We start from the raw sequence: 19368 nt of genomic DNA, 5'->3' as shown, positions 1-19368 counted from the left end.
AATGAAATGGCGATGACGCGATCGTTTGGCGACCCGCGACCGGAGATCAAGAGATGACTGCTGCTGCCGTCACCATCAGCGAGCGCGCCGCCCGCCGTATTGGCGAGATCCTCAAGGGCGAAGGCAGCGATGCCAAGCTGCGCATTTCGGTCGAGGGCGGCGGCTGCTCCGGCTTCCAGTACAAATTCGACATCGATCATGCCCAGACCGACGACGATCTCGTGATCGCGCGCGACGACGCGGTGGTGCTGGTCGATTCGGCCTCGGTCCCCTTCCTTGCGGGATCGGAGGTCGATTTCGTCGACGACCTGATCGGCGCCTCCTTCCGTGTGAACAATCCCAACGCAACCGCGTCCTGCGGTTGCGGCACCAGTTTTTCGATCTAAGAGTTCTCCTGAGTTCGTCCTCCCCGAGCGGCCCTTCCGGCCGGAGCCTTTCGCATGCGCATCGCCACCTGGAACGTCAATTCGATCCGGCAGCGGCTCGAGCATCTCCTCACCTGGTTGAAGGAGTGCTCGCCCGACATCGTCTGCCTGCAGGAAATCAAGTGCACCGACGAGGCCTTCCCCAGGCTCGAGATCGAGGACCTCGGCTATAACGTCGTCACCCATGGGCAGAAGACCTTCAATGGCGTCGCGCTGCTCTCAAAGCTGCCGTTCGACGAGACCAAATCGGGGCTTGCCGGCGACGACGAGGATGCCCATGCGCGCTTCCTCGAAGGCGTGGTGACGCTGAAAAAGGGCGTGCTGCGCATCGCCTGCCTCTATCTGCCCAACGGCAATCCGGTCGGATCGGACAAATATCCCTACAAGCTCAACTGGATGTCGCGCCTTCTTGAGTACTCGAAGGAGCGACTTAAGACCGAGGAGCCGCTGATCCTCGCAGGCGACTTCAACGTCATCCCGAGGCCCGAGGACGTCTACAACCCCCCGGCCTGGGTCGAGGACGCCCTGTTCCGCTTCACGACCCGCGAGAGCTTCCAATCCCTGCTCGGCCTCGGGCTGACCGACGCCCTGAGGGCGGTCAGCGATGCTCCGGGCCAGTACACGTTCTGGGACTACCAGGCCGGCGCCTGGCAGAAGAACTGGGGCCTGAGGATCGACCATCTCCTGCTGTCGCCGCAGGCCAGCGACCGCCTGATCGACGTCGGCATCGACAGCTATGTCCGCGGCTGGGAGAAGCCGTCGGACCACGTGCCGGTCTGGGCGGATTTCGATCTGGAGACGGCCTGAGCGCCACGGCCGACACGCGACCGCGAGCCCGCCGGACAACTGGTACCGAGCCTAGTCCTGGCGGCCCTGGACCCACTGCTCCAGCATCTTGAGCGCCATGGCGCGGTCGTCGTCGGAGGCCTTCTGGATGGCGCGGTTATAGGCTTCCTTGATCCAGATCTCGTCGGTGGTGGCGCCGTCGCGCGCCAGCGTCAGCCACATCAGGCCGCGCGCCCGCTGCGGCGGCAGGCGGTCGCCGTTGAACAGCATCTGGCCGAGCAGCGCCTGCGCCTGGTGCTGGCCCTTCTGCGCGGCGCGGCCGAGCCAGCGCGCACCGTTGGTGAAGTCGTCCCGCGAGGCATCCGGCGTCTTCAGGTACATCCGCGCCAGATCGTATTGCGCGTCGGCGCTGCCGAAATAGGAGGCGGCGTAGGAGAACATCTCGCGCGCCCGGTCCGGATCGGCCTTCACCCGCGAGTTGGGAATGCCCGCGAGATAGTAGCGGCCGAGCGCCACGAAGGCGTTGGCGACGATGGCCGATTGCGGCGACCAGGGGCTGTCTTCCGCATGGGCGCTGGCGATCTTGGTGAAATAGTCGAAGGCGCGCAGGTCGTCCTGAACGACGCCGTTGCCATCGGCATACATCCGCCCGAGCTTCCACTGCGCCAGGGGGTGGCCGCCCTCGGCAGCGTACTGCAACGCGGTCAGTGACGTCGCGGCGTCGGGAATTGCCGCCGGAGGGACTGCCTTTTTCAGCGCGGCGGCGGTTCCAGGCTGGGCGGCGGTAAGCGTCGCCTCCTGGTTGACCGGGGCACCATCGAAGGCGCGCGCCGGCGCCGACAGCACAGCTGTCCCGAGCAGAAACGCAACAATGATACGCTCAGATGTCCGCATAACACTGACTCTCGTGCGCACCACCTGGGTGAGTAACGGCTCCTGAAACCGCAGGGCCAACCTGCTGTGCATACTTCCAGAGCGCGCCCGACGTATGATTAGTCTCGCGAGGGCGCCATTTGGTTTTGCGCTGGATCAATGCGGCTTCAGTCAATTTTACGTTAAGAGTCCCGGCGACGGCGTCGATCTCGATGATGTCGCCGTCCTCGAGCAGGCCGATCGGCCCGCCGACGGCGGCCTCCGGCCCGACATGGCCAATGCAGAAGCCGCGGGTGGCGCCCGAGAAACGACCATCGGTAATGAGCGCGATCTTGCCGCCCATGCCCTGCCCGGTCAGCGCCGCCGTGGTGGACAGCATCTCCCGCATGCCGGGACCGCCCCGCGGCCCCTCGTAGCGGATGACGATGACGTCGCCCTCTTTGTAGGTGCGGTTCTGGACGGCCTCGAAGGCGTCCTCCTCGCGGTCGAAGCAGCGGGCCGGGCCGGTAAACCTCAGATTGGACATACCCGCGACTTTCACGATCGCCCCTTCTGGCGCGAGATTTCCCTTCAGGCCGACGACGCCGCCCGTGGCGGTGATCGGCTTGTCGGCCGGCCGCACCACATCCTGGTGCGGATTCCATTTCACGCTTTTGAGGTTTTCGGCGATCGTGCGGCCCGTCACGGTCAAGCAATCGCCGTGGAGATAGCCGTTGTCGAGCAGCGTCTTCATCAGAAGCGGTATGCCGCCAGCTTCAAACATGTCTTTGGCGACATAGCGGCCGCCCGGCTTCAAATCCGCGACATAGGGCGTCTTTTTGAAGATTTCAGCGACGTCGAACAGGTCGAACTTGATGCCGCATTCATGGGCAATGGCCGGCAGATGCAGCCCGGCATTGGTCGAGCCGCCGGACGCGGCTACCACCGCCGCGGCGTTCTCCAGCGCCTTGCGGGTGACGATGTCGCGCGGGCGGACATTGGCGCGCACCAATTCCATCACCTGCTCGCCTGCGGTCATGCAGAAGGCGTCGCGGATCTCGTACGGCGCCGGCGCGCCGGCCGAGTATGGCAGCGCGAGCCCGATCGCCTCGGAGACGGTCGCCATGGTGTTGGCGGTGAATTGTGCGCCGCACGCGCCGGCCGAGGGACATGCAACGCGCTCGATCTCGTCGAGATCGGCATCGGACATCTCCCCGACGGAGTGCTTGCCGACGGCCTCGAACATGTCCTGCACCGTGACCTGCTGGCCGCGGAAATTGCCGGGCAGGATCGAGCCGCCATAGATGAAGATCGAGGGCACGTTGAGCCGCAGCATCGCCATCATCATGCCCGGCAGGGACTTGTCGCAGCCGGCGAGGCCAACGAGCGCGTCATAGGCATGGCCGCGGACGGTCAGTTCGACCGAGTCGGCGATGCATTCGCGCGACGGCAGCGAGGAGCGCATGCCGTCATGGCCCATGGCCATGCCGTCGGTGACTGTGATGGTGCAGAATTCGCGCGGCGTGCCGCCAGCGGCCGCAACGCCCTTCTTCACGGCCTGGGCCTGGCGCATCAGCGAGATGTTGCAGGGTGCGGCCTCATTCCAGCAGGACGCCACGCCAACGAAAGGCTGGTGGATCTGCTCTGTCGTCAGACCCATGGCGTAGAGGTAGGAGCGATGGGGCGCGCGCGCGGGCCCTTCCGTCACGTGACGGCTCGGGAGCCTGCTCTTGATGTTCGTCTTGGCGTCCATCGCGAAAGTCCGTTTCCCCCGCCATCTCTTGCTAGAGCCGGAACCGCTGAAAAGTTCCGATCTTTTCGCGAGCTCCGCGGTCAACCCTTCGAAAGATCATTTCATGAAGGGGTGTGGCCAAAAAGCGGCGCGACCGGGCACCGGTCGCGGCAGAGGCTAAAGTTTGGTTAACTGTTGCGGGTCCGCAACATTCGTGTCCCAACGGCAACCATTTTAGGGCGACAAGATGTTCCCGGGTGGCAGTTCCCGCCAACACAATCCACAACCTGCAGAAGACGAGCGCCTTCGTCCCCGCGGCGCGCGGCGCCCGGGTTGGACGAATGATTCGACCCTCGATGAAGAGGGCGCGGGGAAAGCCGGGTGCCGATCGCTGCAAAAGCAATCGCGCCACGATCAGCGGCCGGCCTGAACAACGCCGAGATTGACCTTCCGCTATCATTTCGATATTCGTTGAAATATGGAAAAGACAGATGCCGTGGCGGCGCTGGCCGCGCTTGCGCAAGACAACCGCCTCGACGTGTTTCGGCTGCTGGTGCAGTCAGGACCTGAAGGCATGCCTGCCGGCGCCATTGCCGACGCGCTGGGGCTCGCGCCCAACACCCTCACCTTTCATTTCGATCGCTTGCGGATGGCTGGCCTCGTCACGGTGCGACGTGACGGCCGTTCGATGATCTACGCCGCACAGTTCGACAAGATGAACGCCCTCGTCGCTTTCCTCACCGAAAACTGCTGCGGCGGCGCGCCTTGCGGCCCCGCGGTCGCCTGCAAGCCCACGCGCAAGTCCGCGAAAGTATCAGCCTGAAAGGAGACCCGAATGAAGCGCCTCCACGTGCATGTGTCCGTCGATGACCTGTCGCGCTCGATCGGCTTCTATTCCGCGCTGTTTGCCGTGCAGCCATCCGTCGTGAAGCCTGACTATGCGAAGTGGATGCTCGACGATCCCAGAGTCAATTTCGCGATCTCGACACGGGGCCGCGAAGCCGGCCTCGATCATCTCGGCATCCAGGTCGAGAGCAAGGACGAGCTTCACGAGGTGTATGCCCGGCTAAAGCAGGCCGGTGGCGATATCATCGAGCAAGGCGAAACCGCCTGTTGCTATGCCAAATCCGAGAAATCCTGGATCGACGATCCCGCCGGCATCGCCTGGGAAACCTTCCACACCACGGGCGAGAGCACGGCCTACGGCGACGGCACAGGCGAGAACCGCGCACGCATTGCCCACGAAAAACAAGGCGCCTGCTGTGCGCCGAAGCCGACCAACACCTGCGGCAACTCGTGAGGCGCCCATATGGCAGATGGGATCTACAACGTCCTCTTCCTCTGCACCGGGAATTCGGCGCGTTCGGTCATCGGAGAGGCGATCCTCAACAAGACTGGTGCGGGAAAATTCCGCGCCTATAGCGCCGGCAGCCGGCCCAGGGGTCAAGTAAACCCGTACACCATTCGCCTGCTCGACGAGCTCGGCTACGACACGACGGGCTTGCGCTCGAAATCGTGGGACGAGTTTGCCAGGGCAGGCGCTCCGAAATTCGATTTCGTCTTCACGGTCTGCGACGACGCGGCATCGGAAGCCTGTCCAGTATGGCCCGGCCAGCCGATGACGGCGCATTGGGGGATTCCCGACCCGGCAGAAGCGCAGGGGACGGAGGCCGAAATTGCGCTCGCCTTCAGGCAAGCCTATCGGCTGCTCAACCAGCGCATCGGCGCTTTCACCGCGCTGCCGCTCCGCTCGCTCGATCAACTGAGCCTCAAGAACAGGCTGCGCGAGATCGGCAAAATGGAAGGCTCCACGCACTTGCCGGAACGCACCTGATGCGTTCGCTCTCGCGCGCCATCGTCGCCGAGTGGCTCGGAACGGCCCTTCTGCTCGCGGCTGTCGTGGGCTCGGGGATCATGGCCCAAAGGCTTGCGGGCGGAAACAGCGCACTCGCCCTGCTCTGCAACACCATTCCCACCGGCGCCATCCTGGTGGTCCTGATCCTCGTATTTGGACCGATCTCGGGCGCGCACTTCAATCCGGCGGTCACTGTCGCCCTGGCGTTGCGGGGCGAATTCTCCTGGAGTGCCGTGGCCATCTACATTGTCGCGCAACTCGCCGGCGCAATCGCGGGCGTGTGGGCCGCTCACCTGATGTTCGAGCTTCCGCTTTGGCAATTCTCAGCGACCGCGCGCACGGGACCCGGCCAATGGCTCGCCGAAGGCATCGCAACCTTCGGGCTGCTTCTGACCATCGTCGGCTGCGCCAACCGAACGCCGGCTGCGATTCCCTACGCGGTCGGCCTTTACATCACGTCAGCCTATTGGTTCACGGCTTCGACATCCTTTGCCAATCCGGCAGTGACGGTCGCGCGGTCGCTGTCAGACACCTTCGCCGGCATCGCGCCCGCGGGCATCCCCGGCTTTGTCGCGGCGCAATTTGCCGGCGCAGGACTTGCGGCTGCTTTGGCGGCCTGGCTATGGGCGGAAAAAGTCAAGCCAGCGGGAAGCTGAAGCGGCATTCTGCCTGCCTATGAGCCGGCAGCCACCGGCGACCGTGCCGTCGGCTTCAGGGAGCGCGCCAGCTTGCGCAGCGGCACAGGCTTTCCGAAGACCGGGCCTTGCAGGAGGCTGAATCCCATTTCCTGCACGGCAGCGAGATCGGCGGAATTCTCCAGCTTCTGGGCCACCGTGCGCGCGCCGTGGCGCGCCCCAAGGTCGAGGATGTCGCGACAGACGACGCGCTTCAGCCTGTCCTTCGCGCAGCCGTCGAGAAATTGCGGACTGAGCTTGAGCTCGGTGAAGGGGAAATCATCCACGGCGAGAAAGCGAGGCCATTCCTCGCCAAGGTTATCAATAGCGACGCCGACATTGGAGAAGCGAAGCCGCTCCGCGATCGGAACCAGGGCCTCGAGCTGCGGGATCGCTTCGGCGGCGTCGAGCTCGATCGCCAGGCCGTTGAAGGCCGGATGGCGCAGCATGCAGTCCAGCAGGGATTGCAGCGGCTGAAAGTCGAGCAAGGCCGAAACCGGCAGATTGAAGGAGAGGCTGACCGGGCCCGCGTGCGGCAGCAGATACTGCCAATCCTCGAACACCCGCCGGATCGTGAACTCGGCAAGCCCGCGCAGAAGCGGATCGTTCGCCGCAGGAACAAAGGAGGCAGGAGAGACAACGCCCCAGGACGGATGGCGCATGCGAACGACCGCCTCTGCTCCTGCAGGCAACAGCGTCCGTCCGTCGATCTTGCTGTCATACCAGAGATCCAGCCAGCCGGATTTCAGCGCTTCGGCGACGTCAACGGCCGTGCTGGGCGGATGTTGTTCCGGCACGAGGCTGCCGAGGCTCGCCCGCAAGGTTTCGCTGCTGAAGGGAGTCCTGACCGCCGGGAGCAGAGCAAGCCGCTTTTTTTCCGCGAGCTGCCGAACCGCGGAGAGCGCCAGACTTGACGCCGGTCCGAGCAGCAGGACGTGGCCCTCGAAGTGCCGTTCCGCCAGTCGTTCGATGATTTCGCCTGCGGCGACGCCACCTGCGGAAAGGCTGATCAGCAGGACATCGACCGGACGTTCGTCCAGGCAAAGCTCGACCTCCGCACCATCCCGGCAAGGAAAAGCCAGAAATCCAAGCTCCTCGAGCGCGTCGGCGAGAAATGTCCGCAAATGGTTCTTTTCGTCGAGGATCGCGACACTCGGCACCATCTTGCGACGGCCGAATTGAGCGGCCCTTCCCCGAGCCGGAAATCGAGCGTGTTCCGTCATGATGTGCTGGCTCCCCCCAAACACAGTCCCCCAACGCAGTCATTCGTAATTCAAAACGGTGTCGAGTGTTCCGGGTCAAAGCGAGTTAAGGTAAAGGGCTTGCATTTGACTCAAAGCTTCGCGGATTTCCGCTTGGCGATGCGAGCCTGTTGCCGGCCACGCATCGACGCGGGCCGCCCGGCTCCTCCACCGGCGGGCGCGAAGCCGCTGACCGAGGTCGTTCCCTCGCGTCTCGACAACGACCGGCCAATACTGGGGCGCGGAAATGCCTTCCAGTCAGCGTCGCGCAGACATTTCTCCGATCCCCCTCCGGGATGGCACCGCAATTGCTGAAAGCTCGCTAGATGCGCGCTTCAGCAGGGAAACTGTGCCAAATGCAAACTGCGATGTCCCAAACAGACACGCCGCGGCGCTCGGTCGCAACGCGCCTGCACGGCGCGATGCGACGCCTGGCGCCGCCGCGTCTCTGGCGAAAGAGGCCACGGCGGCTGCTGCCGCTGCTTCTCCTCGTGCTCGCGGCCGACGCCCTACTCTCCCTTCTTGCCTGGCTGGCCGTCGACCACGTCATGCGATAGACGCCGCCGCACGACTTCGGGCGCAACCAGAAGCAAGGCGATGAAATAGGCCAATTGGTTTGCGAAAAGACAGGCGAACGTGGCGACGGCGCCCTTGAAGAAGCCGAAGCCGAAGAACGCGAAAACGACAGCCGAGCCGACCGCGATCAACGGCGCTACGATCAGATGGATCCAGGCGCGAAATACGAACCCCATCGCGAACCCGAGCAACGCGCTCGCGGCCAGGGCAACAACAGCCACGATCATTAGCGATCTCGCGCTCCCCGAATGCCAGACGTCGTTTTGCGATAACGCATCATTGCCATTCGGTGTTGTACGGAATGCTGCCCGTTCGTCAGCAAGACAAACTAGAGTTAATCGCTACAAGGCGAGTAAAATCATTCGTCAGCAGCGAACGCAAGCAATCGACTGGCCACAATCCGCGTCCGCTGATCACATCAATGTCGGCGATGTCGAACATCAGGCGTAGAGAGAAACGACATCGCATAAACCGAACATGTTGTTCGGCCGGTGCGGCTCGACTTCGCTCGTCCGCTGCGAACGATCGCCGACCGGCCCGCCGGGGTCTGCAAGCGTGGCCCGGACCGCTTGAGCGTCAGCCCGGGCCGGATCGGCAGCGTCAGTTCGGGAAACAGGTTGCCATTCGACGACGCCAGACAAAGCCCGGACCGCACGGCGGATGCGGCCTTGCTCCGGCCGGGCATTCGTTTCTGACGGATGCAGTGCCCCAGCCGTCCGCGACGCACCCGCCATACTGAGCAACGTGGCACCCGGGACCGCAGCTCCCGGCGGCGTTGACGCCGCTGAAGGTTGCGACGATGCCCGCGAACAGAACCACAACGAAAAGGCTTTTCATGTTTCCTCCGGAGGTTGGCCGCGTCCATACGCCGCCCCGTCAGACGCGCTCAGGCGCCGGCGACGATCGCGGCCGATCTGCATAACCGCGCCAAGCCATTTTCGCCTGAGGAGCCATGCAGCCACCACGGCACTTCGGCTTGAGCGATGTCGACCTCCACGTCGGCAGTATGACAAGCCAAGCGATTGCCGCGAAGCGGCAATGCCGGATTAACTCATTATTTCGGGAGCCGCTCGTCCCAGATGCGCTCGCCGCAACGGCACTCGTAGAGCCGGATGGTCGTGCCGTTGGTGGGATTAAGCATTGATAAAGCAAGACGGGGAAAAGCCGCGCAGGCCGGACAACGCCGGCGCAGGTCCTGTGTCTGCGGTGGTGGCAATTGCTCTTTATCGATCTTCATTCCCCCGCTCCGCTGCCAGGAGCCCAACTGCTTCGTAAGTCGGATCGGCGATAATCGTTCCGCCCCCTCGAACGATTATTCTCGCCAACGCCTTGCCGGGGCAGCCCGGCGGGAACCCGAGGTCACGTCCTGGCTGTTGATGCCGCGGGGCGTGTTTTTCAGGCCGCCATGCTGGTTACAGCGTCCACGGCGGGAACCGGCCTCGGGAACCAATCGCCCGGTTATCAGTTAGAACAGGTACGGCACACGACCTTCCGGCCCGGCGCCCCAAGCGCACGGGCGCATTTTCGCGAGCACGTTTGAGATCATGATGGAAGAAGATTTCTCGGCACGACCGCCACGCGTCCTCACCCCCGAAGAACGCAAGGCCCGGGACGCCGCCCGGCGCGCCGACGCCGAGCAGGCGATGCGCGAGCATGAAGCGGCGCAGAAGGCGTTCTACGCAAACCGCGAACGGCTGAAGGCCGAGCGGCTGGCGCGGGAAGCAAGCCCCGGCAACGGAAACAGCGAGCCACGCGCCGAGTCGGCTCGGAGCGCGCGGGCCGCCAAGGTCGGCCCGCAAGCAAACGGCCCACGCAGCCAGCCGACCTGAGCACAGGCCAGCAGGCGTGATGCGACCGCGCGTCGGCGGTCTGTTATCGATTTCGGGCGGTCCGCTCGTCGTCCCAGATTCGGCTACCGCACTGGCACTCGAAAACGCGGATCGTCCGGCCGCTGCGGCTGTCCAGCATGGTATGGACCAGCCGCGCGGCGCCGCCGCACCGTGTGCAAGTCCGTTCCTCGCATGCCGCGCATGATGTCGGCTGATCGGTCGTGAGCTGCATGAGCTGCTCCGCTGTGCGACAGAAGGCACATGATTCGAAGCGGCCGTAAAGTGCAAAGTGGCAAAGGGTGCGATTGATACTGATCGATCAAGCGATCATGCCGCGATCAGCGCTCGCGCGCGGCGCCGCCGCACGCTCGTCGTTTGCCGGATGGGATCAGGCCCATCCGCGAGCAGCAAGCCCGCTTTGCGGATCCGTGGGTTGGGAAATTAGAGCCGGGCTTCATGCGAGACCGAGGTCGCCGGCGAGCCCAGGCTCGCCGGCGACGCGCTCGTCATGGGCCGTATTTGGGGGCCGGCGTCTGGTTGAAGTCATGCTCGTCGGCGACGCAGGTGAAGTTCGCCGCGATGCTGGTGCTGCCGCTGCCATTGTATTTGGCGACCTTGGGATAGACGCAAAGCGGCCGCGTCATCTCCACCGCCGGCGGCGTGTCGTTGACGAACTTGGTAGCGACGATCGTGTCCGGCGCCACGCCCTTCTCGACCCAGGTCACGAGCGGGGTGAGCGCGTCGAACACGTTGGGCCCGGGGCCGCCCGAGCAGTGGAACATGCCGGGGACCATGAACAGCCGGGCGTAGCTCTGTGTCCTGCGCAGCTTCCCGCCGTCCCTGTCCGGCTCAAAGCTCACCTGCTCGAAACCACGGTTGTGGTCTGCGACCAGCGCATTGAAATAATTGATGCTGCTTTGCGAGGGGATGAGTGGGTCGGCCCAGCCGTGATACATCAGGAGCTTGCCACCGTGTTCCCGAAACTCGCCGAGATCCGTGCTGGTCGCGTTCAGCACCGCGGCGAGTTGGTCGTCCACCGTGTCGACGTCACGGTGGAAATCGAAGTTTTGAAAGTTGTGGGCGCTCGACGGGAAGCCAAAACTCTGGCCGAACACCCAGTAGAACAGGCCGTCGAACGCCGGCTCCGGAAGCCGCTCCTGGAACGCGAGACCTAACGCCAGCACGTTGTCGGTCTCGTTGCCGCGCTCGGAGCCCGGATTGATGACGTCCCCGTTCACCGGATCGATGGTGCCGGCATAGTATTTCTGGATCGTGGTGACCTGCTCGCTGGTCAGGCACGCCGGCGGGGCGTTGCCGCCCGTGCACTGCAGGACCTTGGGATCGAACGGGCAGTCACGCGGATCGGTCAGGAACTGGTCGGTCTTGGCTCCGCCGTCGCGGCCGACGCATTGCGCGATCACCGCCTTGTTGATCAGCGTCATCTGGCCGGGCTGGATGAACCGACCCGGGCTCGCATGGGCGTTCTGCCAGCTTGCAAGCCCCGCCATGTGCAAGTGTGTGCGGTTGAACGCTGCTGCGCCGGCGAGGATGCCATCGTAGTCATCCGGGAAGCGCTGCGCTTCCATCAGCGCGTTCTGGCCGCCGGTGGAGCAGCCGGCGAAATAGGCTTTGCCGGGGTTGCGCGGATAGAACGCGTTGGCGATTTCCTTGCCGCGCACCGTCATCAAATGGATCGCGCGGTAGCCGAAATCCTTGATCCGCTCGGGATGGCCGAACAGGCCCGCCGTGGGATTTGGCGGATCGCCGAATTCGATCGCCAATGGGTTGCCCATGTTGCCGGCCGAGCCACAGAACAGCGAGTTGCATCCCGACACGCCCGTGCCGAGGTCGCTGTTGGTGGCGGCAAAACCGGCCTGGATGCCGCTCGCGAGCTCATTGTAGCTGATGACGCCCTGGAATCCGCCGCCGCCGGTGCCGAGGAACCTGCCGTTCCATGTGGTTTCGGGCAGCCAGACCTCGATCTTGATCGAGGAGTCGGCGGTGGGCGTGAGCGTCGCGGCGACGCGACAGAACGCCGGCAGCCCGGTGATCGTTTGCGGCGGGTTGGAGTTGGGGACGACAAAGGTGCCGCTGGTGTTGTCGGTGGCTGAGGTGATCGTGGCATGCTGGAGCTGCAGGGACTGCAGGTTGGTGCATGGCGTCGCCATTGCGGGCGTGCTTGCGATGGCGAGGCAGGCAAAAAGGCTCATGGCCGCGCCGACGAGACATGATCGTTGCAAGGTCTGTCCTCCCTGATTTTTGTGGTTTTGTGGAAAGGACAGGCTAACCGCCCAATGCGACAGGCCTGCAACGGAACGCTACTGATCCGCTGCAACCTGTGAATGAACGGCTGCCCTGCAACCTGCGAGCGAACGCAGCCGCATTCACAAGCCGCGCCGGTGCCGCCTCGGCGCCGAGCGCCACTCAACGGAATCCTTCCGGAAGCCTAATCGACCTTGACGTTGGCGGCCTTGATCATCGGCCACCACTTGGCGATCTCGGCCTTCTGCCAGGCGCCCAACGCCTCCGGCGTCGACTGGTCTTTCGGCGGCATCTGCAGGCCGAGGTTCTCGAGCTGCTTGACCACGACCGGATCGTTGAGCGCTTCCACTGCCGCGGCATTGATCTTCGCCACGATCTCCTGCGGCGTGCCCTTGGGCGCCCAGAGCCCGGACCATAGCGTCATGTGAAAGCCTGATAGTCCCGCCTCGTCGGTGGTCGGGATGTCGGGCGCCTGCGGCACGCGCTTGGCGTCGGTGATGGCATAGGCGCGGATCGTCCCTGCCCGCACCTGGTTGATGGAGTTCGAGGTCTGGTCGACGATGATGTCGATCTGGCCGGCCACGAGATCGTTCAGCGCCGGTCCCGTGCCGCGATAGGGCACGTATTGCAGCTTGATGCCGGTCGCATTCTCGAACGCCAATCCCGCGATGTGGCTGCCCGATCCTGCGCCGGCCGTGCCGGCGGTCGCCGGCTGCGGCCGCGCCTTCAGCCAGGCCAAGAGTTCCGGCAGCGTTTTCGCGGGAACCGCGTTCTTGCTGACGATGATCATGGGATTGCTCGGCAACAGCACGACCGGCTCGAGGTCGGCGACGAGGTCGTAGCCGAGCTTGTAGATCGCGCCGTTGGCGACATGGGTGCCGAGATGGCCGAAGCCGATGGTGTAGCCGTCCGCCGCCGCATGGACGACGCGGCCGACCCCTATCGAGCCGCCGGCGCCGGTGACGTTCTCGATCAGCAGCGCCTCGCCGAGGCTCGTCTTCATGCGCTCGGCAAGGATGCGCGCCATCGCGTCCGACGGCCCGCCGGCCGAGAACGGCACCACGATGGTGATGGGACGGGCGGGAAATTTCTCGGCAGACGCGCTGCCGCCCAAAAGCAGCAGCGCGGTCAAGGCGGCCAGGATCGTGTTTCGCATCCCCTCGCTCCCGACCCGCCGCTGGTTCGCCCTAGAATTTGGCGTAGTCGATCGGCTGATGCCGGTCGAGCGTGCGATCCACCTTCGGCAGCGGGTATTTCAGACCGGTCGCACAATTGAATAGCATCACCCGGTCGCTCTTCGTAACACGACCATCGTCGAGGCTCTGCCGGTAGGCGGCGTAGGTCGCGGCGCCCTCGGGGCAGAGCAATAGTCCCTCCTCGCGCGCGACCTCGTTCAGCGCAGCAGAAATCTTCTCGTCGGAGACCGCGATCGCAAACCCCTTGCTCTCGCGCACCGCGCGCAGGATCAGGAAATCGCCGATCGCCTGTGGCACGCGGATGCCCGATGCGATCGTATGCGCATCCTCCCAGCGCGGCGCGTGCTCGGTGCCGTTCTCGAAGGCGCGCACCATCGGCGCGCAGCCCGCGGCCTGGACCGCGACCATGCGGGGGCGCTTGCTTCCGATGAAGCCGATCGCTTCCAGCTCGGCGAACGCCTTCCACATGCCGATCAGGCCGGTGCCGCCGCCGGTCGGATAGAAGATCACGTCGGGCACGTCCCAGCCGAGCTGCTCGGCAAGCTCGAGGCCCATCGTCTTCTTGCCCTCGATCCGATAAGGCTCCTTCAGCGTCGAGGTGTCGAACCAGCCGACCTTGGCCTTGCCTTCGCCGACGATCTTGCCGCAATCGTCGATCAGTCCGTTGACGCGGTAGACGGTCGCGCCCTGCAGCTCGATCTCGCTGACATTCACCTCCGGCGTGTCGGCCGGGCAGAAGATCGTGGTCTTGATGCCGCAGGCGGTCGCATAGGCCGCGAGCGCTGCGCCGGCATTGCCGTTGGTCGGCATCGCCATGTGCCTGATGCCGAGCGCCTTGCCCATCGACACCGCCATCACGAGGCCGCGCGCCTTGAACGAGCCGGTCGGCAACCGCCCCTCATCCTTGACGATGATCTCGCCGCCGCCGAATTTCTTCGCAAGTTTGGGCAGGCGCACCAGCGGCGTCACGACCTCGCCGAGCGAGACGATGTCGGCGCATTTTCGCACCGGCAGCAGCTCGCGGTAGCGCCAGAGGTCCGCGGGTCGCGCGGCGAGCGCATCCTTGGAGAGCGCCTTCTTCACCCCAGTGAGGTCGTAGCGCACCAGAAGCGGCTTGCCCGCCTTGGAAAGGTTATGAACCTGGTCGGCCGGGTAGCGGTCGCCTTCCAGCGAGCATTCGAGATGGGTCACGAATGTCGGGCGTTCGGTCGTGAGGTTGTCGTTTTCGCGCACGTCGTGTTTCTTTCCTATGCCAACGGCTGTTCTTGCCCCTCATTGCCGGGCTCGACCCGGCAATCCGTCACCTCATCAAGAAATTTCCTCTGGATGGATGCGCGGGTCAAGCCCGCGCATGACGAGTGGAAATCGCAGCGCTCAGATGTTGAGAACCCGCCCATAGGCGTCGAGCACCGCTTCCTTCATCATCTCCGACAGCGTCGGATGCGGGAACACGGTGTGCATGAGCTCTTCCTCGGTGGTCTCCAGATTCATCGCGACCACGTAACCCTGGATCAATTCGGTGACCTCGGCGCCGATCATGTGGGCGCCGAGAAGCTGGCCGGTCTTCTTGTCGAAAACGACCTTGACGAGGCCCTGGTCCTCGCCGAGCGCGATCGCCTTGCCGTTGCCGACGAAGGGGAAGCGGCCGACGCGGATCTCGCGCCCGTCTTCCTTGGCTTTCGCTTCCGTCAAGCCGACGGAAGCGACCTGCGGATGGCAATAGGTGCAGCCGGGAATGAGGTTCTTGTCCATCGGATGCGGATGCAGGCCCTTGATCGCCTCGACGCAGATCACGCCCTCATGCTCGGCCTTGTGCGCGAGCATCGGCGGACCGGCGACGTCGCCGATCGCATAGATGCCGGGCACGTTGGTCCGGCACAGGCCGTCGATCACGATGGTGCCGCGATCGGTTTTCACGCCGAGCTTTTCCAGGCCGAGATTTTCGATATTGCCGACCACGCCGACCGCGGAGATCACCCGCTCGAACTCCAGCGCCTGCGGCTTGCCCTTGGCGTCGTCGATGGTGGCGACCACGCTGTCGCTCTTCTTCTCAAGCTTCGTGACCTTGGTCGAGGTCAGGATCTTGATGCCCATCTTCTCGAAGCGCTTGCGCGCCAATCCTGCGATCTCGGCGTCCTCGACGGGCAGGATCTGCGGCAGCACCTCGACGACGGTGACGTCGCTTCCCATGGTATGGAAGAAGGAGGCGAACTCGATGCCGATCGCGCCGGAGCCGACCACCAGCAGCGATTTCGGCATGCGCTCCGGCACCATCGCCTCGAAATAGGTCCAGACCAGCTTCTTGTCGGGCTCGAGCCCCGGCAGCACGCGCGGCCGCGCGCCGGTCGCGACGATGATGTGCTTGGCCTGATAGGCGCCTTCGCCCAAGGCGCCCTTCGGCGCCTCGACCGGAGACTTCTTCACCGTGATCTTGCCGGGCGCGTCGATCGTCGCATCACCCCAGATCACCTGAACCTTGTTCTTCTTCATCAGGAAGCCGACGCCGTCGTTGAGGCGTTTCGACACCCCGCGCGAGCGCTGCACCACGGCCTTCGGATCGTAGCCGACCTTTTCAGCCGAAAGCCCGTAATCCTTGGCGTGCTGCATGTAGTGGAAGATTTCCGCCGAGCGCAGCAGCGCCTTGGTCGGGATACAGCCCCAGTTCAGGCAGATGCCGCCGAGATAGGCCTTCTCGACAATCGCCGTCTTGAAGCCGAGCTGGGCGGCGCGGATCGCGGTGACATAGCCGCCGGGGCCGGAGCCAATGATGATGATGTCGAAGGATGTGTCGGCCATGGTTACTCGCTGTGTGATGCCTTCGCCAGAGAAGAGCGCGCGCCCTGCTCACACCATCATCATGACGGGGTTTTCGATCAGCGCCCTGAACGCGCCGATCAGTTCGGCGCCGAGCGCTCCGTCGATCGCGCGGTGGTCGCACGACAAGGTCACGCTCATGATCTGGGCGATCTCGATCTTGCCTCCGCGCACCACGGGTCGCTCCTCGCTGGTGCCGACCGCGAGGATCGTGGCATGCGGCGGATTGATCACGGCCGTAAAATCCTTGATGCCGTACATGCCGAGGTTGGACACGGCAGTGGTGCCGCCCTGGTACTCCTCCGGCTTGAGTTTTCGCGCCCGCGCGCGCGCGGCAAAATCCTTCATCTCGTTCGAGATCGTCGACAGCGTCTTGGTCTCGGCCTTCCGGATGATCGGCGTGATCAGGCCGCCGGGCATCGCGACCGCTACGCCGACGTCGGAATGCTTGTGCTTGACCATGCCGCCGTCGGTCCAGCTCACATTGCAGTTCGGAATCTTCTGCAGCGCGACCGCCATCGCCTTGATGACGAAGTCGTTGACCGAGAGCTTGTAGAGCGGCTTCTTGTCCTTGTCGGTGGGTGCCGCCTTGTTGATCTGCTCGCGCGCGTCCAACAGCCGCCCGATGTCGCAGTCGATCGTGAGATAGAAGTGCGGGACGTTCTGGATCGATGCGGTCAGGCGCTGCGCGATGGTGCGGCGCATGCCGTCATGCGGAATGATCTCGTAGCTGCCGGGCTCGAACAGCGCGAGAATCTGCTTGTCCGACATCGAGGGCGCGAGCGCAGGTGCACCGGAGGGCGCCGCGGCCGGCGCCTTGAGGCCCTTGCCGGACTTCGCTTCCTCGACGTCGCGCGCGACGATGCGGCCGTGCGGACCGGTGCCGGTGATGCGCGCGAGCTCAATGTTTGCTTCCTTCGCAATCCTGCGGGCAAGCGGCGAGGAGAAGATGCGACCGTGACCGTTGGCCTGCGGCGCGGGACTGGCGGCCTGAGGCGCCGGCGCGGGACTGGCCGCTGGCTTGGGCGCGGGTGCGGGGGCTTGCGCTGCCGGCGCTGGCGCGGCTGCCGCGGGTTTCGGCGGCTCGGCCGCCTTTGGCGCGGTGGGCGCCGCGCCGGCTGAAGCCGCCGCCTTCACGTCCTCGCCGTCGCCCGCCATGACCGCGATCACGTCGTTGACGGGCACGTCCTGCGTGCCCTCGGGCACCAGGATTTTTGCGATCGTGCCCTCGTCGACCGCCTCGACCTCCATGGTGGCCTTGTCGGTCTCGATCTCGGCGATCACATCGCCGGACTTGACCTTGTCGCCTTCCTTCTTGAGCCACTTGGCGAGGTTGCCCTTTTCCATCGTGGGCGACAGTGCGGGCATCAGAATGTTGATCGGCATTGTCAGTGACCTTGTTGCGACCGCGGCAGAGTGCTGCCCGGGTCGGACGGCCGCGCGATTTCGGCTTCGAACATCTCGACGATGCGCGACAGCGCCTCGTCTTCGGTAAATTCGCTCTCGCTCGCATAGGCGCGCGAGGCGTGGCGGGCGATGTCGACGAGCAGCAGGCCCCACATGTCAGGCTCCTCGAAGGCGCGTTGGAACGCGATCGACAGCCCGCCATCGACGACGAAGGCGCGCAACACCTCGACCGCGTCGCCGCGCCCGACGACATCGGGAGGCACAGGCTGCTCCTTGGGACCGCTCATGCGCTCACCGGTAGCAAACGGCTTTCGCCGCTTCGACGACCTCGGCAGCCGACGGCAGCGCGAGCTTTTCAAGATTGGCCGCATAGGGCATCGGCACGTCCTTGCCCGACACCCGCGCCACCGGCGCATCGAGATAATCGAAGGCGTGCTCCATGATGCGGGCAGCGACCTCGGCGCCGACGCCGCTCTGCTGCCAGCCTTCCTCGACGCAAACCGCGCGGCCGGTCTTTTTCACGGAGGCAACGATCGTTTCGGTATCCATCGGGCGCAACGTGCGCAGATCGATCACCTCGGCCTCGATGCCTTCCTTGGCAAGGTCCTCGGCAGCCTTCAGCGCGTAGGTCATGCCGTTCGACCAGGAGATGAGGGTGACGTGCTGGCCGGACCGGACGATGCGCGCCTTGCCGATCGGGATGACGTAATCAGGGAGTTTCGGCACTTCGCCGGAATGCCCGTACAGCACCTCGTTCTCGAGGAAGATCACCGGGTTGGGGTCGCGGATCGCGGCCTTCAGCAGACCCTTGGCGTCAGCCGCCGAGTACGGCGCGATCACCTTCAGGCCCGGAACGTGCGAGTACCAGGAGGAATAGTCCTGGCTGTGCTGGGCGGCGACGCGCGCCGCGGCGCCGTTGGGCCCGCGGAACACGATCGAGCACTGCACCTGTCCGCCGGACATATAGAGCGTCTTGGCCGCGGAGTTGATGATCTGATCCATCGCCTGCATGGCGAAGTTGAACGTCATGAACTCGACGATCGGCTTCAGGCCCGCCATCGCCGCACCAACGCCGATGCCGGCAAAACCGTGCTCGGTGATCGGGGTGTCGATCACGCGGCGCGCGCCGAACTCCTGCAACAGGCCCTGCGTGATCTTGTAGGCGCCCTGATATTCGGCGACCTCCTCGCCCATGACGAAGACGTCGCCGTCGCGGCGCATCTCTTCGGCCATGGCATCGCGCAGCGCCTCGCGCACCGTCATCGTCACCATCTCGGTGCCAGCAGGGACTTCAGGATCGGGTTCGGAGACGGTCTGCGGCGCGGACGGCGCCTTGAAGGTGGCCGTCGGCACCTCGGCCTTGGCCGCAGCCGGGGCTGCGGGCTCCGCCGCCTTTTCCTGCTTGGCCGGCGCGGAGACCTTGGCGAGATCGGCCGCGCTTTCGCCATCGGCCAAGATGGTCGCGATCGGCGTGTTGACCGCGACGTCGGCGGTGCCTTCGGGAATCAGGATCTTGCCGAGCGTGCCCTCGTCGGTGGCCTCGACCTCCATGGTCGCCTTGTCGGTCTCGATCTCGGCAATCACATCGCCGGACTTGATCGCCTCGCCTTCCTTTTTCAGCCATTTCGCAAGGTTGCCCTTCTCCATGGTCGGCGACAACGCGGGCATCAAAACTTGAATGGGCATATCCGCTCCCAAAATCACTCTTCAGGTTCGCTT

General features: G+C 64.6%; 18 protein-coding genes and 1 pseudogene. 7 read left to right on the top strand and 12 right to left on the bottom strand.

The window, feature by feature from the left end; all coding sequences use genetic code 11:
- The first annotated feature begins 53 nt into the window (after positions 1-53).
- Both erpA and xth read left to right on the top strand, forming a co-directional pair.
- A complete protein-coding gene (gene erpA / locus QOU61_RS18115; RefSeq protein WP_289661180.1) occupies positions 54-386 on the top strand; it encodes an iron-sulfur cluster insertion protein ErpA in 333 nt (110 codons plus the stop codon).
- A 54-nt stretch (positions 387-440) separates the two neighbouring features.
- Complete coding sequence (xth, locus tag QOU61_RS18110) at positions 441-1232, top strand: exodeoxyribonuclease III (protein ID WP_289661178.1); 792 nt, start codon at positions 441-443, stop codon at positions 1230-1232.
- A gap of 51 nt (positions 1233-1283) precedes the next feature.
- Here xth and QOU61_RS18105 read toward each other — a convergent pair whose 3' ends face one another.
- Together QOU61_RS18105 and ilvD are read right to left on the bottom strand one after the other, a co-directional pair.
- The gene (locus tag QOU61_RS18105) at positions 1284-2105 is read right to left on the bottom strand and encodes a tetratricopeptide repeat protein (protein WP_289661176.1); all 822 of its coding nucleotides are present in this window, start codon (positions 2103-2105) and stop codon (positions 1284-1286) included.
- Positions 2092-3816 carry a dihydroxy-acid dehydratase gene (ilvD, locus tag QOU61_RS18100; protein WP_289661174.1) on the bottom strand — a complete coding sequence of 575 codons (1725 nt, stop codon included), beginning with the start codon at positions 3814-3816 and terminating at the stop codon, positions 2092-2094. The genes QOU61_RS18105 and ilvD overlap by 14 nt, the downstream gene beginning before the upstream one ends.
- A gap of 457 nt (positions 3817-4273) precedes the next feature.
- Between ilvD and QOU61_RS18095 the strand changes: the two genes are divergently transcribed.
- The 4 genes from QOU61_RS18095 to QOU61_RS18080 are packed head-to-tail and all read left to right on the top strand — an operon-like array spanning position 4274 to position 6306.
- Positions 4274-4618, top strand: a complete 345-nt coding sequence (locus QOU61_RS18095; protein WP_289661172.1) for an ArsR/SmtB family transcription factor — start codon at positions 4274-4276, stop codon at positions 4616-4618.
- 12 nt (positions 4619-4630) lie between these two features.
- A complete protein-coding gene (locus QOU61_RS18090) occupies positions 4631-5095 on the top strand; it encodes an ArsI/CadI family heavy metal resistance metalloenzyme (protein ID WP_289661170.1) in 465 nt (154 codons plus the stop codon).
- 9 nt (positions 5096-5104) lie between these two features.
- Positions 5105-5629: an arsenate reductase ArsC gene (locus QOU61_RS18085; RefSeq protein WP_289661168.1), complete on the top strand. Its 525-nt coding sequence runs from the start codon at positions 5105-5107 to the stop codon at positions 5627-5629.
- On the top strand, positions 5629-6306 hold the full coding sequence (locus QOU61_RS18080) for an aquaporin (protein WP_289661165.1): 678 nt from the start codon (positions 5629-5631) through the stop codon (positions 6304-6306). The genes QOU61_RS18085 and QOU61_RS18080 overlap by 1 nt, the downstream gene beginning before the upstream one ends.
- 17 nt (positions 6307-6323) lie before the next feature.
- Here QOU61_RS18080 and QOU61_RS18075 read toward each other — a convergent pair whose 3' ends face one another.
- The 3 genes from QOU61_RS18075 to QOU61_RS18065 all read right to left on the bottom strand — a co-directional run bounded on the left by QOU61_RS18075 (position 6324) and on the right by QOU61_RS18065 (position 9378).
- Entirely contained in the window at positions 6324-7547 is a 1224-nt protein-coding gene (locus tag QOU61_RS18075) for an EAL domain-containing response regulator (RefSeq protein WP_289661163.1), read from the bottom strand.
- 527 nt (positions 7548-8074) lie between these two features.
- On the bottom strand, positions 8075-8368 hold the full coding sequence (locus QOU61_RS18070; protein ID WP_289661161.1) for a hypothetical protein: 294 nt from the start codon (positions 8366-8368) through the stop codon (positions 8075-8077).
- An 827-nt stretch (positions 8369-9195) separates the two neighbouring features.
- On the bottom strand, positions 9196-9378 hold the full coding sequence (locus tag QOU61_RS18065) for a hypothetical protein (RefSeq protein WP_289661159.1): 183 nt from the start codon (positions 9376-9378) through the stop codon (positions 9196-9198).
- A gap of 310 nt (positions 9379-9688) precedes the next feature.
- On the opposite strand from QOU61_RS18065, the pseudogene QOU61_RS18060 reads away from it, so the two are divergent.
- A pseudogene (locus tag QOU61_RS18060) lies at positions 9689-9880 on the top strand (hypothetical protein); the annotation flags it as partial.
- 596 nt (positions 9881-10476) lie between these two features.
- Here QOU61_RS18060 and QOU61_RS18055 read toward each other — a convergent pair.
- The 7 genes from QOU61_RS18055 to QOU61_RS18025 form a co-directional block, all read right to left on the bottom strand.
- Positions 10477-12180, bottom strand: coding sequence for a tannase/feruloyl esterase family alpha/beta hydrolase (locus QOU61_RS18055; protein WP_289661157.1), 1704 nt, complete (start codon positions 12178-12180; stop codon positions 10477-10479).
- Positions 12181-12416: 236 nt separating this feature from the next.
- Positions 12417-13388 carry a tripartite tricarboxylate transporter substrate binding protein BugD gene (locus tag QOU61_RS18050; protein ID WP_289661155.1) on the bottom strand — a complete coding sequence of 324 codons (972 nt, stop codon included), beginning with the start codon at positions 13386-13388 and terminating at the stop codon, positions 12417-12419.
- A 31-nt stretch (positions 13389-13419) separates the two neighbouring features.
- Entirely contained in the window at positions 13420-14661 is a 1242-nt protein-coding gene (locus QOU61_RS18045; RefSeq protein ID WP_289661153.1) for a threonine synthase, read from the bottom strand.
- A 141-nt stretch (positions 14662-14802) separates the two neighbouring features.
- A complete protein-coding gene (gene lpdA / locus QOU61_RS18040) occupies positions 14803-16224 on the bottom strand; it encodes a dihydrolipoyl dehydrogenase (RefSeq protein WP_289661151.1) in 1422 nt (473 codons plus the stop codon).
- A gap of 48 nt (positions 16225-16272) precedes the next feature.
- Positions 16273-17628 (bottom strand): pyruvate dehydrogenase complex dihydrolipoamide acetyltransferase, encoded by a 1356-nt coding sequence (locus QOU61_RS18035; RefSeq protein WP_289661150.1) that lies wholly within the window; start codon positions 17626-17628, stop codon positions 16273-16275.
- 2 nt (positions 17629-17630) lie between these two features.
- A complete protein-coding gene (locus tag QOU61_RS18030) occupies positions 17631-17936 on the bottom strand; it encodes a DUF5076 domain-containing protein (RefSeq protein ID WP_289661148.1) in 306 nt (101 codons plus the stop codon).
- Between the two features lie 4 nt (positions 17937-17940).
- Complete coding sequence (locus QOU61_RS18025; protein ID WP_289661146.1) at positions 17941-19335, bottom strand: pyruvate dehydrogenase complex E1 component subunit beta; 1395 nt, start codon at positions 19333-19335, stop codon at positions 17941-17943.
- Positions 19336-19368: the final 33 nt, after the last annotated feature.

The sequence above is a fragment of the Bradyrhizobium sp. NP1 genome, from assembly GCF_030378205.1.
Taxonomy (GTDB): Bacteria; Pseudomonadota; Alphaproteobacteria; order Rhizobiales; family Xanthobacteraceae; genus Bradyrhizobium.
The sequence above is the reverse complement of the archived record's forward strand: the minus strand, read 5'-3'. Positions and strand labels throughout refer to the sequence as shown.

Bases quoted from the DNA above. Each gene is read 5' to 3' on its own strand.
- QOU61_RS18095 (WP_289661172.1), top strand. From the start codon at position 4,274: ATGGAAAAGACAGATGCCGTGGCGGCGCTGGCCGCGCTTGCGCAAGAC.
- lpdA (WP_289661151.1), bottom strand. From the start codon at position 16,224: ATGGCCGACACATCCTTCGACATCATCATCATTGGCTCCGGCCCCGGC.
- QOU61_RS18025 (WP_289661146.1), bottom strand. From the start codon at position 19,335: ATGCCCATTCAAGTTTTGATGCCCGCGTTGTCGCCGACCATGGAGAAG.
- QOU61_RS18090 (WP_289661170.1), top strand. From the start codon at position 4,631: ATGAAGCGCCTCCACGTGCATGTGTCCGTCGATGACCTGTCGCGCTCG.
- QOU61_RS18105 (WP_289661176.1), bottom strand. From the start codon at position 2,105: ATGCGGACATCTGAGCGTATCATTGTTGCGTTTCTGCTCGGGACAGCT.
- QOU61_RS18030 (WP_289661148.1), bottom strand. From the start codon at position 17,936: ATGAGCGGTCCCAAGGAGCAGCCTGTGCCTCCCGATGTCGTCGGGCGC.
- ilvD (WP_289661174.1), bottom strand. From the start codon at position 3,816: ATGGACGCCAAGACGAACATCAAGAGCAGGCTCCCGAGCCGTCACGTG.
- QOU61_RS18055 (WP_289661157.1), bottom strand. From the start codon at position 12,180: ATGAGCCTTTTTGCCTGCCTCGCCATCGCAAGCACGCCCGCAATGGCG.
- QOU61_RS18050 (WP_289661155.1), bottom strand. From the start codon at position 13,388: ATGCGAAACACGATCCTGGCCGCCTTGACCGCGCTGCTGCTTTTGGGC.
- QOU61_RS18065 (WP_289661159.1), bottom strand. From the start codon at position 9,378: ATGAAGATCGATAAAGAGCAATTGCCACCACCGCAGACACAGGACCTG.
- QOU61_RS18075 (WP_289661163.1), bottom strand. From the start codon at position 7,547: ATGACGGAACACGCTCGATTTCCGGCTCGGGGAAGGGCCGCTCAATTC.
- QOU61_RS18070 (WP_289661161.1), bottom strand. From the start codon at position 8,368: ATGATCGTGGCTGTTGTTGCCCTGGCCGCGAGCGCGTTGCTCGGGTTC.
- QOU61_RS18080 (WP_289661165.1), top strand. From the start codon at position 5,629: ATGCGTTCGCTCTCGCGCGCCATCGTCGCCGAGTGGCTCGGAACGGCC.
- xth (WP_289661178.1), top strand. From the start codon at position 441: ATGCGCATCGCCACCTGGAACGTCAATTCGATCCGGCAGCGGCTCGAG.
- QOU61_RS18035 (WP_289661150.1), bottom strand. From the start codon at position 17,628: ATGCCGATCAACATTCTGATGCCCGCACTGTCGCCCACGATGGAAAAG.
- QOU61_RS18085 (WP_289661168.1), top strand. From the start codon at position 5,105: ATGGCAGATGGGATCTACAACGTCCTCTTCCTCTGCACCGGGAATTCG.
- erpA (WP_289661180.1), top strand. From the start codon at position 54: ATGACTGCTGCTGCCGTCACCATCAGCGAGCGCGCCGCCCGCCGTATT.